This is a genomic window from Sphingobacterium sp. DR205 (genome assembly GCF_011064245.1).
GTDB lineage: Bacteria > Bacteroidota > Bacteroidia > Sphingobacteriales > Sphingobacteriaceae > Sphingobacterium > Sphingobacterium athyrii.
Genome location: NZ_CP049333.1, coordinates 5,422,104 through 5,439,406, shown reverse-complemented (window position 1 = coordinate 5,439,406; position 17,303 = coordinate 5,422,104). Strand labels below are relative to the sequence as shown.

Here is a 17,303-nt window from a genome sequence, read left to right as displayed (position 1 = left end):
TACGCTTTGGATATTAAAAAGTTACGTTCAAACCTATGGTGTGGAGTTTCACCTGCGGGTAGTAGTAAATGCCACTGCTATAAGGTGCTTCTGGGTCGATCCAGTCGTAAAGCCCGCTGAGGGTCAGTATGTTCTGGCCGCTATAATAGATGCGTGCCCGGCTAACACCCAGTTTTTTTGCCAGGTTTGTAAAATTGTATCCCACCTGCAGGTTCTTTAATCGGATATACGATCCATCTTTTACCCAGAAGGAAGACGGGCTGTCTATGCCACTGTTCTGTGTCTGAGAATATAAAATTCGTGGAAGCGAAGCTCGGGGATTATCAGGCGTCCAGGAATCCAATAGAGCAGAAGTAGGTTTTCCTGCACCATCACTTACTCCGCCTAGTTTTCCTTCCAGATAAGTTTTTACGCTGGCAGCTCCCTGGAAGAAAAGGGTCAGGTCGAAATTTTTATACGATCCACCCAAGGTTAGCCCAAAAGTGGATTTCGGATAAAAGTTGCCCAGATACTGCTTATCATCGCTGTCGATCACATTGTTGCCATCCAGATCCTTGTATTTCAGGTCTCCGGGGGCCGTACGGTTGCTTTGTACAGCATGGTTTTTGACCTCTTCTTGTGACTGGAAAATCCCCTCGGCTATAAAGCCATAAAGCGAATTGATGGGGTAGCCTACATCCCGGAAGGTCGTATTTGCTAGCTGTCTGCCTGTCCCATGGAGATCGGTAACCTTGTTGTCAATAAAGGAAATATTAAACGATCCATTGTACGAAAAATCACCTTTCCGATCTTTATAGGAAAGCACAAACTCCCAGCCCTTGTTTTCTACAGCTCCTGCATTCTGGATGGGGGGGGTAAGCCCGTAGACGGCGCTCACCGGCACGTCCAGTAACATATCATTGGTTTTTCGGTTAAACCAATCAACGGTCAGGTCTAATTTGTTCTGTAGAAACGATGCATCGATCCCGGCTCCGTAGGTAGTGGTACTTTCCCATTGTATATCTTTGTTGGCTCCTTTGGTAGGTGCCACACCCGCTGCGATGATAGAGGAGGTCCCCCCAAAAGTATAGTTCTGCTCAGCACTGATTGTGGTAATATAAGGGTAGTAGCTGCCTACCTCCTGATTACCCAGTTTACCCCAGGATCCGCGGACCTTGAGCGCTGGTATGATTTCTTTTAAAGGTTTAAAAAATTCTTCTTTACTCAGATTCCAACCAGCGGAGAATGAAGGGAAGGCACCCCATCGATTGTCGGGAGCAAAGCGGGAAGTCGCATCGTAACGGAGGTTGGCCTCAAAAAGGTATTTTCCTTCATAATCATAATTCAACCGGCCGAAGTATGATCGTAGTCCCATTTCATAACCGTAGCCGGTAGCTACCTGCCCATCTGTTGATCCCAGGTTTATTTCGCTCAGCTCATTATTGAGAAATCCCTGCCTATAAGCACTATTTTCAGTATACTGGGTAAGCTCTTGGAAATAACCGCCAAGTAGCTTGAAATTATGGTTGCCAAAGTTCCTGGTGTAGTCCAACAGCCCCTGTAAGGTGGTCCGGCGGAAGGTCGTATTTTTATCAGTGAGTTTGTTTGGTCCCTGATAAAAAGCTTTATCGCCTGCAGCATTATAATATTGGATGTCGGCGATAAATGTTTTGTTCTGGGCGGTAGATGTGACAAATCCCAAAGTAGGTTTAAAATGGAGTCCTTTTATGATTTCCCAATCGGCGCCGACATTTCCTACAAAATCATAATAATTTTCACGGTTAAAAGAGGGCGATTCGAGCCAGGCCATGGGATTTCCGTCACTGATACTTCCATATTCCCCGTTCTCATATTTATAAGCAATCATCGGAGCAATCCGGTTAATCTGACGGATAACTTGGGTAAAGCCCGGAACATCGGGCATGCTCGACTGGGGTTCCTCCATAGGTGAAAAGGTGTAGGCCAAGTTGCCGTGTGCACTTAACTTATCATTTATCTTCGTCTGAAGATTCAGTCGGGAGGTATACCTTTTCGCGTTGGTCTTTTTTATCAGGCCATTTTGATCATAATACCCCAATGACATCATATAACTTGATTTATCATTACCACCATTTACGCCAAGATAATGGTTCTGTTGGAAACCATTTCCTTTATAGGCGAGATCCAACCAATCGGTGTTTGGATAATTGTAAGGGTCGGAACCGTCACGGAACTTATCGATCTCTTCTTGTGTATACCGCGGTTGACGGCCTTCATTGCTGAGGGCCTGATTATAGAGGTCAGCTGCCTGCCAGGAGGGGAGAAAATCAAATAAACCTGTGGCGCTTTGTTTGCCAAGGTAGTTGTTATAAGTAAGTTGAGTTTTTCCTGCCTTGCCTTTCTTGGTCGTGATCAAGATAACCCCATTAGCTGCACGAGAACCATAGATAGCAGCAGAGGCCGCATCTTTCAATACCGATATACTTTCAATATCATCCGGATTGACATTGTTCATGGAGGAGACCATACCGTCTACCACCACCATGGCACTGGCGTTGTTGATCGTGCCAATACCTCTTACCCGGATCGTAGCCGCATCACGGCCGGGCTGCCCGGAGCTAGCCGCTGTAACGGTGACTCCAGCCATTGTTCCTTGCAGCGCATTCCCCACACTACTCACAGGACGGTTGGTCAGTTCTTTTGGCCCAACTGTCGATACGGAGCCGGTAAGGTTTTCTTTGCGCTGCTGGCCAAATCCGACAATAACCACTTCCTGAAGATTCGCCTCGTCCGATTGCATGGTGACATTGATAGCGCCTTTCCCATTGGTTGCTATCTCCTGAGGTTTATAGCCTACGTAACGAAAGACAAGAATACCATCGTGAGGTATTTTCAGTTGAAATTTTCCATTTGCATCGGTCGTTGTTCCAATTCCAGTATTCCCTTTTAACACGATACTGACCCCAGCTAATACTTTTGAAGAATCACGGACAGTTCCTGAGATTATAAGTTCCTGTATTTTATAGGCTGGAACAATACTTTCTTTCATTTGGACGATGATGGTTTTATTCTTTATTGTATAAGTAATGGGCTGATCAGCAAAACACAGGTCAAGAGCTTTTATCAGTGTTACATTACTTACAGTTAGGTCTACTGGTTTACTTTTCTCCAATACGTCATTTTTGTAGACAAAATCATAGCCAGTCTGCTGTTTGATCGTGTTGAATATAGTCAGTAGTGTGGCATTTTTCTTATTAAGGGTTACTTGTTGACCATTTACGGCCAATGAAGACTGTAAAAAGGCAATTGTTAACAGGATACTGGTTAGGCATAACTTTATAAAGCCTTTTTTTAAAATAGATCCATATGCCTCGTTTATTAGCTCATAAAAGTATTTTACATTGGGATGGGGAGAACAGTCTCCCTTGGAATTTTTTAACATCTTTTTATATTTAGGGTTAAATCAATTGAAATTAATCTGGCTACATCCAGTTTGTATAAAGCAATAGGACAATTCCAATTTACAATGTGGATGACTTATAGGTTGTTTTTTGTCTAGCGTGTAACCATAATCCTCCTTCCTTTTAGGTTGAAATGAATTCCGGTTAACTTGAGTACCTCCAATACCTCCTTGATGTCTTTTGAGCGGGAGATCGACCCTCCAAACTTTATTTTGCCCATATTGTCTTCGTAGCTAACCTCCACATCATACCAGCGTGATATCTGCCGCATAATTTCTTCTAAAGGCATTTCATCAAATGTGAAATCACCCTGTTTCCAGGCAATAGCCTGCGAGACATCGATCTGTTGTATACTTAAATTTTTACCACTGAGTACGCTCTGTTGTCCCGGCTTTAATATTTTTGGAGAAGCCTGTTCGCTCGGAGATACCTGTACACTGCCCTCTATCAGTGTAGTTTTTACGTTTTTTTCATCTGGGTATGCATTAATATTAAAGGTTGTTCCCAGTACGAGCAATTGCTGTCTGTCCGTTTCAACAATAAAGGGAACTCTTTCTGTTTTTGTACCTTTAATTATTTTTTTAGCCACTTCAAAGTATGCTTCTCCTTCTAGTTTGACCCGTCTTTCGCTACCAGAAAAGTTTGTCGGAAAGGTTAGCGAAGAAGATGCGTTGAGCGATATCTTAGTTCCGTCAGAAAGCAACAGACGAAATTGTCCGCCCCTGGGAACGGTGATCGTATTGGTTCCCAGCCCTTGCTTTGTCCCTTTCAAGTTGCTATAGTCCAATACTCCCATTTCTGATATTTGAACTGCCCCCTCGGTAGCATGCGCTATATTTTCTGAGGTGGTGCTATCAAGATATATGGTCCGACCATCAGCAAGCCGTAGTTTAGCCTTGTCTGATCCCGGTCTAATAACCAAATTCTGCGGTTCTTTTTCGTTTGTTCTGGTTTGATAGAATACTAAGGAGCAGACCCCCAAAATAACAACAGCCACAGCGGCCGTAGCCATCAATGGTCTGAGAAGAAACAGAAATGGCTTATGTGTTTTTTGATCATCGGCAGTTCTTGTATCGATCTTTTTCCATAACATATATGCTCGTATTTTTTTATTACCATGTAGGGATTCATCCCAATCTTCTGTCTGGGGTGCGATATGCTCGTAAAATGAAAAGAGTTGTTCATCTTCTTGCTTGCTCGTTTTGTTTTTCAGGTATTTTTTAATGATGCTCTGTATGGTCTTGCTCTTTTTCATATCTGTATTATATTGTATGTGCAAAAAAAAAGCACCAACCCCTAAGAGCTGATGCTTTTTTTGTTTGTAGTGAATTATCTAAAAAAAACGAGCGTTGCCAACAATAGCATTGGCAATGTCCAGGGAGATAGGTATTTTCTCATTTTTTTGATGGCGATCGTTATTTGGTTTTCAACGGTTTTTATAGAAATGTTGAGCCGCAGTGCTATTTCTTTGTTACTCAGATGTTCCTGCCGGCTTAGGTGAAATATTTCACCACATTTTTCAGGTAGTCTCTCGATACCACTTTTTAGCGCTTCTTCGATTTCTTTATTATCTCTTTGTGAATTGAAGAAATCGGCTGGCAGGGTACTTAGTTCCATGACAAAGCTGTTTCTGCACTTTTTATCGTTAATGCAGCGGAAAACCTGAAAGCGTACAGCTGTAAATAAATATGCTTCTAAATTTTTGATCGCCAAGGAGGAGCGTCGCATCCAAAGTTGGCAGAATATCTCCTGGACGATATCTTCACACACTTGTTTGTCCCGAATTATATTGTACGCAGCGAGATACAATCTATCCCAAAAGCGGTTGTATAGCTTTTCAAAAGCTATCTTTGACCCGCCACAAAGCGCTCCGATAAGTATGGTGTTTTCATGTTGTTGAATATCCTTCTTTTCTAAATCTGATAAATAAACATTATGAATAATTTCCATAGCATTTGAATGATTATTAGTTTTTCTGTACAGTTATTAAGGATGGGTTGATAACTGGAAGGCGATCTGAGGTGAGCATTTTGCTGATTGGCCAATTTAACTGGCTGTCGCGCACATATGTTGTGCCCAGATCAGATAGGTTTTTGTTTTAGCAGAGCCAATTAGTGGGATTAGCAGTCTTAATTGATTTTATAATATTGTCAAACACTGGTTTGTATTGATAAGTGAAAATCTTTAGGAAGACGTCACTAAGGGTATTTAAACGCCGATAGATAATAAAAAGCAACCTATTAAATAAATAGGTCGCTTTTTACCGTTATCTGTAAGGAACGCCTCCCCGCTAGATAACTTTATTAACCATCAAAAAGAACGCACAAATTAATTTCTTACACAACGGACGTTTTTCAGCTGGGTTTCTACTAAATCCACGCCGATTACTGACACATTGAGTAAGCTAGCTGTAAGGTCGTCATTGTGAATATTGAAAGCACCTCTATCTGCATGATAATACCATGCACCGAAGCCAAATAAGCCGCCAAGGTTTACTCCCGATGTACCTGTCCATAATTCGGCACGGTTACCATAATTAGCCAGGTTGATCTGTAATATACCATTGACAAAAGCGAATGAGTCACTGCCACCATTAAAGTTAAAATGAAGCTTGTTGCTTGGATAAGGAGCGGCCGTTCCACTTGCATCATATTCAAAATAACCACGGTTATTGACTGACCCGTAAGTCGTTTGCTTACCGCCAATTCCTAATAGTCCAGTGAGCTTTCTGAAATCGCTTTCACTCGCCTGGCGCCATACGCCAGTAGGATACACCTGAGCACAAGGATCACTATTTACGCCAAATTGATCCGGAACAAGGCCTTTAAATGAGAAGTATGTATTTCTGGCATTGGAGTGCGCATACGTATGGTGAAAACGATAAGGGTTGTGTCCGGCTTGGTAATAAATATTTTGTCTAGCCCATCTGGTTCCTTCCACTGTCAATGGAGATTCTATCAGGTTGACCAGCAAACGGTGACTGTTTCCTAATACCGGAGTGATGTTGAATGCAAAGTTGACAGGAGTCGCTGAAAATTGACGGGTGGAGTTGTCATCAATCTTTAACGCTAGATTGGAGACATTCACTTTGATCCCGCCTGTTACTGCCGCTGGATCCGCTGTGTACGTATAGGCGATTTTAGCATCTTGATAGAGAGCATTAATGTCCTTAAAGTCGACAAATGGGATTTCGTGGTCGGCGGCGACAAGATCACTTAAGGCGCCATTGGCGATATCAATCGATGCCGTTTTGATTCCGGCTACTGCGACCTTTGCTCCGGTCATATTTGCAAACATCCCTTGGGTATTTAATTCTATACCAAGTCTGGCAAATTTGTGGTTGAACATGATATTGATTGGCACATTTACACTTGTACCACCAGTTGGAACCGATACCTCACCCGATGTATATAAGATATCTTTTCCGCCAGGAAGGTTGATTTTAGTATTGGTAGGAGTAATCTCAGGGACATCATCGGTTGTATTGTACGAAAGTGCCACCCATTTATACGTTGTTCCTTGCGTCACATCAATAGTTCCCTGAGTTCCGGCAATAAACTGCTCCGAAGAAATCAATTGAGTTCCATCTTGTGAAAACAAGTATAGACGGTATTTTACCCCATTTTCTATAGCAGCAGCTCTTGTTGAGCTACCGCTAGTTGAAGCTGCTTTAGTTAAAGATTGTGCTGCCTTAAATGGTATGTTATTATCTGTCTGTAGGACAGCATCAAATTCTGGAAATTCCAATACTTTGGTATTCGCTGAGTTTGACGCAGCCACTTTTGCTTGCGAACCCTTTGTCGATATAGATTGACTCTCATCAATACCCGACACGTTCAACATTAATTTTGTCCCCTCGACTTTAGCTGTTTCTTCGACTTGTTCCTTGTCTTTCGAACAACTTGAAAAGGTACCACTTCCTACTAGCAAGAATGCAATGGAAGCAATGGTCCAATTTAATTGCTTTTTATATAATACTCTCATAAAAATCTTAATTTTGTAGTTTTTTAATAGCTTAATTTTATAAATCTCCATTACCACTACCATCCGAACCATCACCCCAGTCACCTACACCAGGGTTAGGGGTACCTGTTCCAGAACCAGCAGCAATCCCTTGCTCCAGTTCGATTGTAAGCACGCTGATAGCAGGTGCTTCATAAGTTTTCTTTTCTGTTTTCATTTTGAATTATTTAAGTTTTAAATCATTGTTAATGATTAGTCGTTGGATTCAAATACATGGCCGAGCTTTTCCGGGAGCAGGCAAGTCCTTGGAAATCCGATACAAACATGAATATTTTATGAGATAGAAATGAAAAATCAGCCCCCCCAAGGACTACTCTTGTTTTGATAAGTTTCTGTTTTTGAGTGTCTTAATTTTAATTCAAGGTGTTGGGGCGCGCTTGGGGAGCCTGCTGTTTATTGTTTATTATCGAAAATATTTTAATATTTTATGATGATAAATAATTCTGAACAGATCTGGAGTTGATTTTTTAGGGGGATTTCTTAACCTTCCGTTGGAGGATTGTCGTCTACACGGTTGCGGAGCCAAAGGATAAGGTCTTCCTCTGGCGCAAGTCCCAGTTTTTTTCGCAGGTTATAACGATTGTTTTCAATTGTTTTGGTTGCTTTGAAAGTATAATCTGCAATTTCTTTTGTTGAAAACCCCAGATAGATATAAGCACATAGGATTAATTCAGAGGATTTGAAATTTGCATCGATGCACAGCATTCTTTTTAAGAATTTCGGATGGACCTCTTGAAAGCGTGCCCAAAATGTGGGTGAATTTTTCTTTGCTAATTCAATAATCTCCGAAAATGATTCATTCACCTTAAGTTCCAGGGTCTCTATAAGCTGTTTCTTTTGCGCTATCTCGATTTTCTGTGCGGATAAGAGCTTTTTCTTTTTTTGCTTGTACTCCCTATATTTCCATAGAAAAAGCATTAAAGTGACCAACAGAGCTATACAGAGAACTATCTTTAATTGATTATCTCTATTTTTTATTGTTCTTTCTTCCTTTTCGATATTGTCTAATATAGCCTGCACCCTTTTTCTGTTGTTATTCTCGTCAATCAATCTTTCAGAAGCAGATAACCTAAGGTATTTTTCTCCCTCTTCGTACCGATTGATTTTATTGTAACTCTTCGATATTTTTAGGTACAAGTCTGCAGAGGTAGACTTGTTCCATATCCTTTTCTGCTTGTCAGCGATAGCGAGTAAATAAAATTCAATGGCTTTTTCTGTTTTCCCCATCTGCATATAGTAATCTGCATATAATTCAAGAAAGAGGGCGAGCGGCCTATCGTCTACTATTGCCTGTTGATGGGCCAGCTGAATAAAAGGAAGAGCTTCCTTGGGTTTTAACTGTTCAATGTAGGTCATCGCCTTGTAATAGAATAGATTTGCTTTTACTTTGTAGATCTTTTTAAGGCTATGATAAACCGTGTCTGGAATCGTTTTTGCATGTTTCAGTGCTCTATCAAGGTGCTGGTGGGTAGGGGAATAGTCATTGATTATCGTATATGATAAACCTAAAGATGCAAGACTGAGCGCTGCGATCATTACGGATTCCGGATCTTTTCTTGACATTGTTAGATCTATCACTTCCTGATGCTGTTTCGCCTGCTGTTTATAGAGATGAAGTCGTGAGTAATGATAGCCTTTTAGGGACAGGAAGCGGGCTTTTAATAGATTATTACCCCTTGTAGCATCTTCTTTTAGCCCTTTTTCAATGAATGGAAATGATTTTTCATATTCTTCCAATATGTTTAGGCTATGGGCGATATAATAATAAGTTTCAGCCTTCCTTTTTGAATCATTTGTCTTTTCAGCAATTAAACTGGCAGTTTTGGCATATTCCAAGGATTTGAGACCATCGCTGTCCAGCAAGTTGTCTGCCTGTTGTAACAGGTCATCAATTTTGGAGTTTTCTTCTTGACCGCGACTACAAGAAACGATAAGTAGTGCACAAATAAATAATGATAAAAATTGAAGATCGTTACTTAAAAATCTGTTTAACATAGTTATAGATAGATATTCTTAAATATTAGTATTTATTTCAAAGATATTTTCAGCTATTTGATAGCCTTTTTATCGCCTATATACATTCGAATAAAGAATAAAGTGCAATGCCGTTCAATATCTATAAAGATATAAAAGACAAGAGCCGAATGGTTGACCTTGTACTTTATGGGCAATACTTTAGCTATTTTATTGTATTAAAATATCAATAGTAGTTATGTTTTTTGTAAATTGGTGCCATAATAAGGGGCCTTGAGCCTGGTTTTCCTTTAGATCATTATACAGTCCTTTTTCCAAAAATCAGATGAAAGAAAGTCAACATGAACTAGTCAAAAGGGGTACAGAAATTACAGAGCGGTATTTTGAGTTTTTGAACCAACATATTGATGATGTTGTGTCGGGTAGAGTCATAGAGTTTATGGAAATTAACGAGATCGCATCCGCACTTTTCCTTTCCCATACCCATTTAACCGATACACTACAAAAAGAAACAGGAAACCATCCTTGTCATTTTTATGATCTAAAAATTATAGAAACGGCAAAGGAATTACTTTCATCTTCCACCAGACCCATAGCTGAGATTGCACGCTTGCTGACTTACGACCCCTCCAATTTCTCCAAGTTCTTTAAAAAGTTTGTCGGGAAAACTCCCGGACAATATCGTACAGATCTAAAAAACGAAAAAATTTAAAACCTCAGTATAAAACAAATGACTTCTTGTTATTACAGCTCTCCCCTCCAGCGATAAACTAAATAGCTGAATACTGCTAGTTCACATTTTTGGATTTGTTTCTTACGTGCTTTCGTAACCAGGCTATAATAGTTCGTCTGTCGGGAATGTTATATTTTTCCATGGCTTCTTCGAGGAATAGTTCTCCCTTTACGATAGAAAGAACGATCAGTTCCTTATTCTCTTTAGAATAGCGGTTAGCAGGATTCTTTTTCATAATTTTTATAACAATACTGATTAAAATAGTTAAGCTGCCTTATTAAATAACATGACAGTTGGCTCTGTGAAAATTCTGAGAAGTATCACAAAAGTACTACAAAATTGAAAAGTTTTTTTTGGGGGGTGAAAAAACTCACCCCCCAAGAACTACCCTAGGAAGGTTAATCTTCTAGTATTTAGTTATTTTAGGCTATTAATATGGAAATAGTCGAATTTTTGGCTACATCATATTTAACAGAACTTGAACCCTCTACTCAAAGCGATATATATGAAATTACAACGCACATTGGTGAACAGTGATTCTGAAATAGGCTCATGAACAGCAATTTGCCTTATAAACAGGATTGACAAATAAATTTATTTGTCCGGATATTAAATAAAACGGGTTACGAATGCTACTATAAATTGGAACTGTGCTGTAGGATTGTTTTAGTGCAAACACCCCAGCATTTAGTTGATTATCTAAATGTTGGGATTTAACATTGGTAAACGTATCTTTGTTTAAGTGTTAATCCTATTCCTTTTTTTGATGACTTTGATTGATGTTATTAATTTGTGTGAAAATGAATGAAGATACCATTACAATAATCGGTTGGCTGGGGTTTATTTTCTGCTCCCTGGCATTTTTGCTGCTCAATTTGAAAGCGCTGAAGTTCGATAGTTTACCCTACCAGATATTAAATGTGTTAGGAGGGACCGGATTGGTCATCAGTGCATTTTATTTTGCTGATACTCCCAATCTAGCCGCCAATTTGGTGTGGGTACTGATCGCTCTGTTCGGCGTGATCCGGTATTCCAGACAACTATCCAAAAGAAATTCAAGTCATACTACGAAGACCTAACAGGTGAAATGCTTGCGTTTTGTAGCTCGTGATCTTTTTATTGAATGCTTTGTTGTCTGTTGACATACTCAGATAAAAATAGGCTCCATCGATCAAAGCGAAGATAAGATCTGCCGCCCTTTGTGGATCATCCACCTCAACAAGATTCAAAACTTTGCATCGCTCTATGAGTTCAGCGAGTGATAACCTTAGTTTATCGGTCAGGTTGCTGTACATAACTTTCACTTTTTTGTCACGGAAAGCCAGTGCATAACAGCTATAAAATAGTCCGTCATCAAAAAGATTATTCCATTTTCTTGAAAATAAGTCCTCTAAAACCGCTGTCAGCGCTATCTGCGGAGGGACGTTAATGTCATTGCCTACCTTGTAAATTAACAGGTATTTGTCAAGGAGATAATCTATAAGTGCATAAGTTAACTCTTCCTTGGTCTGAAAATAGTGGATTATCAAACTTGGATTGATATCCATGACCTTGGCAATCTTTGCAATGGATGTATTTTCCAGGCCTTCTTTCTTTGCCACTTTATAAAAGATCTTTATAATTTCTAACTGACGGGTTTCTTTAAGGCTTTTTCTTCCCATAATAATGTTTAATATGAAACGAAAATATAAAAAATCATATTAGAAATCTTTTTTTTTATTGAATGTATATATATTCAATAAATCAATCCAACTCCAATATACATTTTCGTATAAGAAACTTGGTGAACTTTATTTGATTTTTTCTCTTTAGGATAGGGTTTTACCTAGCTTATTCAAGTTATTGATTTCTTGTTTTGTGATTTGCCTATCTGCAAATATGGCTCATAATCTGACTTTTCGAATTGTAAATTCTTAAACGCGCACTGCGTTTAATGAATTCATAACACTCCATTTAAATTAAGTTCATGAGGGGATCCTAATATTGTAAATTGAATAAACGTTCAAACAATATATTCTGAAAAATCCAAAATGAAATTATGAAAAGAATACAACAAAGTAAAATTCGATGCTGGCTTATCAGAGTTTGCATGGGTATGACATTCACCTTGATACAGGTAATGTGTCTCAACGCCATGGCGCAAAATCGCTTAGTGGGGAAGGTAACAGACCCGTCAGGTCAGGTATTAGCTGGAGCAACAGTCGCTGTGCAAGGGGGATCGTCAGCGGCGGCGACGGACGCTGACGGGCGGTATACACTGGAAGGTCTGAACGCCGGTATGACATTGGTGTTTAGTATGGTAGGCTATAAGGAGAAAGAGGTAGGGTACACCGGTCAACGGCAATTGGATATAGTTTTGGAATTCGACTCAGGGAACCTGGAAGAAGTCGTTGTTGTTGGTTATGGCACTCAAAAGAAAGTGAATCTGTCGGGGGCCGTAGACCAGGTCAGTTCCAAAGTATTGTCGGGGAGGCCGATTTCCAATGTTGCACAAGGCCTGCAGGGATTGGTCCCAAATCTGAATATAAGATTCAATTCGGGTGCACCGGGTGCTGCGGCAGATATTAATATCCGGGGTATTACTTCCATCAACGGCGGAGCTCCATTGATTTTGATCGACGGAGTACAGACCAGCTCAGCAGAGCTGAACCTGATCGCGCCCCAGGATATAGAGAATATTTCCGTTATCAAAGATGCTTCTGCAGCAGCTATATATGGTGCCAGGGCAGCATTTGGTGTCATTCTGATAACTACTAAGAACGGTTCGGTTTCGGGGGCCTCAGTTAGTTATTCAAATAATTTTACCTGGAATACGCCGACCGTAATGGCCGATAAGATAACAGATCCGTATATTTTTTCAAGGTTGTTGCAGACCTCCACTGACAACACACCATGGAAAAACGTGAAATACAGTGACCAGTTCTACCAGTATGCAAGGGAACGTTCCGATGATCCCTCAATTGCTGGTGTAAGGATCAACCCTACAGCTCCCGGAGAATGGGAATATATGGGTAACAGGGACTGGACCCGTTATTTTCTTGACGACTTCAATTTTACGACAAACCATGATCTTGCGATCAGTGGGGTTAGTGAAAACAATAAGGCTCGCTATTACCTATCTGGCGGTTACAACCGTCAGAACAGCCCGCTGACATTAGCCGAGGATTTCTATGACAGGTACAGCCTACGGTCAAAGATAGATTACGACCTGACCAATTGGTTGAAGGTTGGGAACAATACATCGATGTCAAATGCACAGCGCAAATATCCAACACGACTGAACGTTTTTGATATCTATAACTATTTTCCTACGGACTACAATATCAACCCGGATGGCACCTGGGCAAATACAAGCGTGGGCAAAGCAGCAGCCGGCATCGTGGATGGTGGTAAAACGACCAACAAACAGGAGATTTTCCAGACCCAGTTCACTGCGGAGCTTTCTTTCTGGCAAAAGCTTCTCCGGATTAACGCAGACTATACATACCGACGTACGAGTGAGAATTACAATTCATACCGGACAAAGTACCTTATCGGATATGGTCCGAATGACATTCGCGAAGAGGGCGACAACGCTGCAACACGTGGCAGTGTATTCGACCATTACAAGGTTTTCAATATCTATGGTACATTAAATAAAGATATTGGGAAACATTCTTTATCCGCCATCGTCGGTTTTAACCAGGAAAGCTTCCGTAAGGAAGACTTTGAAGTCAGCAGGACCGGACTCATATCCAGTTCGTTCCCAACCATAAAATTAGCTACCGGTAATGCCACAGGCGATGAGAACATCGAGACATATGCCCTCCGCGGAGCATTCTATCGTCTCAATTATATTTACGATAACCGATACATCATGGAATTCAATGGCCGATACGACGGTTCCTCCCGGTTCCCAAAAGATAAACGCTTCGGCTTTTTTCCTTCTGGGTCGGTAGCGTGGCGGATGGATCAGGAACGTTTCATGGAGCCGATCAGAAGTACTGTGAGCAACTTGAAGTTACGAGCTTCTTACGGCTCATTGGGAAATCAGAATGTATCCAATTACGGCTACATTCCGTTTATGACGACGTCCTTGTCAGATTATCTAATCGGTGGAGCACGACCTTCCCATATCTCACCACCGTCATTGGTCTCTACAAACTATTCATGGGAAGTGGTGAACACGCTGAATTTTGGCGTAGACATCGGATTCCTTCAGGATAAATTTACGGCCGTGTTTGATATCTACACAAGAAATACAAAAGATATGTTGACCCTTGGTAAACAACTCCCGGCAATAATCGGAGCTAAGGAACCCAATGAGAATGCTGCGGATCTGAAAACAAAAGGATGGGAACTTTCCCTCGGCTACCGTGACAAATATATTGTGGGGGGTAGTCCGTTCAACTTGGAAACACGCTTTATCCTTTCTGATTCGCGCAGCGAGATCACAAGGTTTGACAACCCAAATAACAGCATCCTTCAATATTACAAGGGAATGCAGTTAGGTGAGATATGGGGCTTGCAGAGTGATGGGCTGTTTAAATCCACAGAGGAGATCGCTCAATTGGATCAGAAATCCATTATTCCCTGGGGTGCTTTGGAAATAGTTCCAGGCTGGCCAAAATACAGAGATCTGGACGGTAACCACGCTATTGAGAAAGGCTATACCTTGGGTGACACAAAAGATCTTTCCATCATCGGAAACTCATCCCCCCGCTACCAGTTCGGGCTGGATGTCAACATGGGTTGGAAAAATATTGATTTCAGAATGTTTTGGCAGGGTATTGCTAAGCGCGATTATTATCCCGTTGATTACCTGTATTGGGGGAATTTCCAACAGCCCTATGGTAATATGTATGCACATTTGCTTGATTTCTACAGAGGAAGAGATGAAACCCCAGAAGAGCGGGCACGCCATTCACAAGCCTATCTGGATGCGGGGCTGGCAGACAAAAATCTGGACGCACGTTTTCCCCACCTGCAGGGATGGCTCGCAGATGCCAACTTAGGTACCAGGATAGATAACGCCATGGGAACTGCAATTCCCCAGACAGCACATCTGCTAAATGCATCCTACCTGCGTCTTAAAAACTTGACTGTGGGCTATACCTTTCCCAGCGATTGGACAAAAAAAGCCGGAATAGCAAAACTGAGAGTATTTGCAACAGGGGAGAACGTACTTGAGTTCTCTGAATTGAAAAAGTTCTTCGATCCCGAAACAACAAATGCCAATATCAATGCTGATCCAACCAAGGCGGTAGGACGTACAGGTAACGGGATGACATATCCGTTCCAACGGAGCTATTCTTTCGGTATAAACCTAATATTTTAATTTCATCAATTGCAAGATCATGAAAAGAAAAAGATTTGCCAACTATTTTATCATAATAGCCATAATAGTACTTTCCTCGGCATGTAACGATGCTTTTTTGGAAAAGTTTCCTGAGACCGACATTGGTGCTGGAAGTTTTTTTAACAATGAAGGTGATTTGAACATGGCCATCTATAAGTTGTATGACTTCCCTTCAACAGGCATTTATACCGCAGATGCAGCAACTGACAATGCTTGGACTACAGGAAATACCGAATTAAAAACGATGATGATTTCCAGTCCGACTTCCGCAACGCTAACAAGTGGCTGGACCTGGGAACAGGTCCGGAACTGCAACTTCTTTCTGCAGCACTTCCGTCAGGCTAAGCTTTCAGAAGACCGACTGAAACATTTCGAAGGCCTGGGACGGTTTTTTAGGGCAAGGGCTTATGTGGTCAAAGTGAAACGCTACTCAGATGTACCATGGGTAGACCGGGTGGTGACACCAGAGGATAAAGATATTCTTTTTGCGCGTCGTGATACACGTGATATGGTGGTGGGCAAGATACTCGAAGATTATGAATTTGCCATCAACAATATCGACGAATCAGCTGCTGAAGGATCGGTGACCCGTTGGCTCGCAAAGGCTGATTTCGCCCGTTTCCTACTCTACGAAGGAACGTTCCGCAAATACCATCCTGAACTTAACCTCGCCGGTAGTGCGAAGGATCTACTCGCGAGAGCGGCTAAGCTAGCCCTGGATATCATAGAAAAGGGACCTTTTACCATACATAATACCGGCAAGCCCATGGAAGACTATGGTAGTCTTTTCGCTAATCCGAACCTCGGGGTGAACAAAGAGGTTATCTTTGCAAGATATTACCAAGCAAACCTTTTGAACGGCGATTCGGGAGAAGGTGTCTTTGGTAATTATGAGTATAATCCGGTAAAGGATATGTTGCAGAGTTATCTCATGAAAGATGGGACGTATTATAGTAATCAACAGGATTACCAGACATTCGAATTTTTAAAAGAGTTTGAGAATAGGGATCCAAGACTTTATCAGACTTATGCCTATCCGGGGTGGGTGTTGGTACGTAGCGGTACGTATTCCCGGGGAGCAGGTATCTATGTACAGCAGTTGGCCAATAACTTTTCCGGTTACCACCAGATCAAAGGATTTTATAACAGTACCAACCAGGATGAAAGAAATAACATGGATGTCCCACTCTACCGTCTGGCAGAGATTTTGCTGATTTATGCTGAAGCACGGGCAGAATTGGGACAATTGACACAATCTGACCTTGATATTTCGATCAATAAACTACGCAAGCGAGCAGGTTTACCCGATCTAACCCTGAACCCACCAGTTGACCGGATACAGGCAGCCAAGTTTCCGAACATTACATCACCGCAACGTGCGGAAATCCTTGAAATACGTCGTGAGCGAAGAGTGGAACTAGCATTCGAGGGATTCCGGCATGATGACCTCATGCGCTGGGAGGTTGGTAAATTGGTAGAAAAGGAGCCGCAGGGAATCTATTTTTCGAGATTGGGCAAACATGATCTCAATGGTGACGGTGTTCCGGACATCATACTGCTGCCGGCATCTGAATCCATTCCCTCAAAACAAGAAAAAAACAGCCTTGGGATCCCGTTCATCTATTACCGCGTGGGAACCTTTGGCCAAGATGTGTCGTTATTTCTCAGTAGCGCAACCTCAGGGAATATTCAGGTTGTGCAGGATGCCGGGATATTTACAGTGCCGAAATACTACTACCGGCCAATCCCTCGGACACAGACGGGCGACGACCTGAATCCGAATCTTAAACAGATATTTGGCTGGGAATAATATAGA

The 17,303-nt window shown here is 41.4% G+C and carries 12 protein-coding genes; 4 read left to right on the top strand and 8 right to left on the bottom strand.

All coding sequences use genetic code 11. The features are described 5' to 3' along the window. Positions 1-13 precede the first annotated feature (13 nt). The 6 genes from G6053_RS23330 to G6053_RS23305 all read right to left on the bottom strand — a co-directional run bounded on the left by G6053_RS23330 (position 14) and on the right by G6053_RS23305 (position 9,437). Positions 14-3,400: a TonB-dependent receptor gene (locus G6053_RS23330; protein ID WP_165308709.1), complete on the bottom strand. Its 3,387-nt coding sequence runs from the start codon at positions 3,398-3,400 to the stop codon at positions 14-16. Between the two features lie 113 nt (positions 3,401-3,513). Next, positions 3,514-4,674, bottom strand: a complete 1,161-nt coding sequence (locus G6053_RS23325) for a FecR family protein (RefSeq protein ID WP_165308708.1) — start codon at positions 4,672-4,674, stop codon at positions 3,514-3,516. Positions 4,675-4,748: 74 nt separating this feature from the next. After that, positions 4,749-5,369 carry an RNA polymerase sigma-70 factor gene (locus G6053_RS23320; RefSeq protein ID WP_165308707.1) on the bottom strand — a complete coding sequence of 207 codons (621 nt, stop codon included), beginning with the start codon at positions 5,367-5,369 and terminating at the stop codon, positions 4,749-4,751. A 378-nt stretch (positions 5,370-5,747) separates the two neighbouring features. Continuing rightward, positions 5,748-7,403 carry a hypothetical protein gene (locus tag G6053_RS23315; protein WP_165308706.1) on the bottom strand — a complete coding sequence of 552 codons (1,656 nt, stop codon included), beginning with the start codon at positions 7,401-7,403 and terminating at the stop codon, positions 5,748-5,750. 37 nt (positions 7,404-7,440) lie between these two features. Further along, positions 7,441-7,599, bottom strand: coding sequence for a hypothetical protein (locus G6053_RS23310; RefSeq protein WP_165308705.1), 159 nt, complete (start codon positions 7,597-7,599; stop codon positions 7,441-7,443). 323 nt (positions 7,600-7,922) lie between these two features. Further along, on the bottom strand, positions 7,923-9,437 hold the full coding sequence (locus G6053_RS23305; protein ID WP_165308704.1) for a LuxR C-terminal-related transcriptional regulator: 1,515 nt from the start codon (positions 9,435-9,437) through the stop codon (positions 7,923-7,925). A gap of 304 nt (positions 9,438-9,741) precedes the next feature. On the opposite strand from G6053_RS23305, the gene G6053_RS23300 reads away from it, so the two are divergent. Continuing rightward, entirely contained in the window at positions 9,742-10,128 is a 387-nt protein-coding gene (locus tag G6053_RS23300) for an AraC family transcriptional regulator (protein ID WP_165308703.1), read from the top strand. A gap of 76 nt (positions 10,129-10,204) precedes the next feature. Here the strand turns inward: G6053_RS23300 and G6053_RS23295 are convergent, their stop codons facing one another. Continuing rightward, positions 10,205-10,384 (bottom strand): hypothetical protein, encoded by a 180-nt coding sequence (locus G6053_RS23295; protein WP_165308702.1) that lies wholly within the window; start codon positions 10,382-10,384, stop codon positions 10,205-10,207. A gap of 565 nt (positions 10,385-10,949) precedes the next feature. Here G6053_RS23295 and G6053_RS23290 point away from each other — a divergent pair. After that, on the top strand, positions 10,950-11,228 hold the full coding sequence (locus G6053_RS23290; protein ID WP_165308701.1) for a hypothetical protein: 279 nt from the start codon (positions 10,950-10,952) through the stop codon (positions 11,226-11,228). Here the strand turns inward: G6053_RS23290 and G6053_RS23285 are convergent. Continuing rightward, positions 11,205-11,810 carry a TetR family transcriptional regulator gene (locus tag G6053_RS23285; protein ID WP_165308700.1) on the bottom strand — a complete coding sequence of 202 codons (606 nt, stop codon included), beginning with the start codon at positions 11,808-11,810 and terminating at the stop codon, positions 11,205-11,207. The two genes, G6053_RS23290 and G6053_RS23285, sit on opposite strands and share 24 nt — an antisense overlap. Positions 11,811-12,187: 377 nt before the next feature. Here G6053_RS23285 and G6053_RS23280 point away from each other — a divergent pair, with 377 nt between their 5' ends. Continuing rightward, the gene (locus G6053_RS23280; RefSeq protein ID WP_241254817.1) at positions 12,188-15,466 is read left to right on the top strand and encodes a TonB-dependent receptor; all 3,279 of its coding nucleotides are present in this window, start codon (positions 12,188-12,190) and stop codon (positions 15,464-15,466) included. Positions 15,467-15,485: 19 nt separating this feature from the next. Next, complete coding sequence (locus tag G6053_RS23275; RefSeq protein ID WP_165308699.1) at positions 15,486-17,297, top strand: RagB/SusD family nutrient uptake outer membrane protein; 1,812 nt, start codon at positions 15,486-15,488, stop codon at positions 17,295-17,297. Positions 17,298-17,303: the final 6 nt, after the last annotated feature.

Bases quoted from the DNA above. Each gene is read 5' to 3' on its own strand.
- G6053_RS23330 (WP_165308709.1), bottom strand. From the start codon at position 3,400: ATGTTAAAAAATTCCAAGGGAGACTGTTCTCCCCATCCCAATGTAAAA.
- G6053_RS23325 (WP_165308708.1), bottom strand. From the start codon at position 4,674: ATGAAAAAGAGCAAGACCATACAGAGCATCATTAAAAAATACCTGAAA.
- G6053_RS23320 (WP_165308707.1), bottom strand. From the start codon at position 5,369: ATGGAAATTATTCATAATGTTTATTTATCAGATTTAGAAAAGAAGGAT.
- G6053_RS23315 (WP_165308706.1), bottom strand. From the start codon at position 7,403: ATGAGAGTATTATATAAAAAGCAATTAAATTGGACCATTGCTTCCATT.
- G6053_RS23310 (WP_165308705.1), bottom strand. From the start codon at position 7,599: ATGAAAACAGAAAAGAAAACTTATGAAGCACCTGCTATCAGCGTGCTT.
- G6053_RS23305 (WP_165308704.1), bottom strand. From the start codon at position 9,437: ATGTTAAACAGATTTTTAAGTAACGATCTTCAATTTTTATCATTATTT.
- G6053_RS23300 (WP_165308703.1), top strand. From the start codon at position 9,742: ATGAAAGAAAGTCAACATGAACTAGTCAAAAGGGGTACAGAAATTACA.
- G6053_RS23295 (WP_165308702.1), bottom strand. From the start codon at position 10,384: ATGAAAAAGAATCCTGCTAACCGCTATTCTAAAGAGAATAAGGAACTG.
- G6053_RS23290 (WP_165308701.1), top strand. From the start codon at position 10,950: ATGAATGAAGATACCATTACAATAATCGGTTGGCTGGGGTTTATTTTC.
- G6053_RS23285 (WP_165308700.1), bottom strand. From the start codon at position 11,810: ATGGGAAGAAAAAGCCTTAAAGAAACCCGTCAGTTAGAAATTATAAAG.
- G6053_RS23280 (WP_241254817.1), top strand. From the start codon at position 12,188: ATGAAAAGAATACAACAAAGTAAAATTCGATGCTGGCTTATCAGAGTT.
- G6053_RS23275 (WP_165308699.1), top strand. From the start codon at position 15,486: ATGAAAAGAAAAAGATTTGCCAACTATTTTATCATAATAGCCATAATA.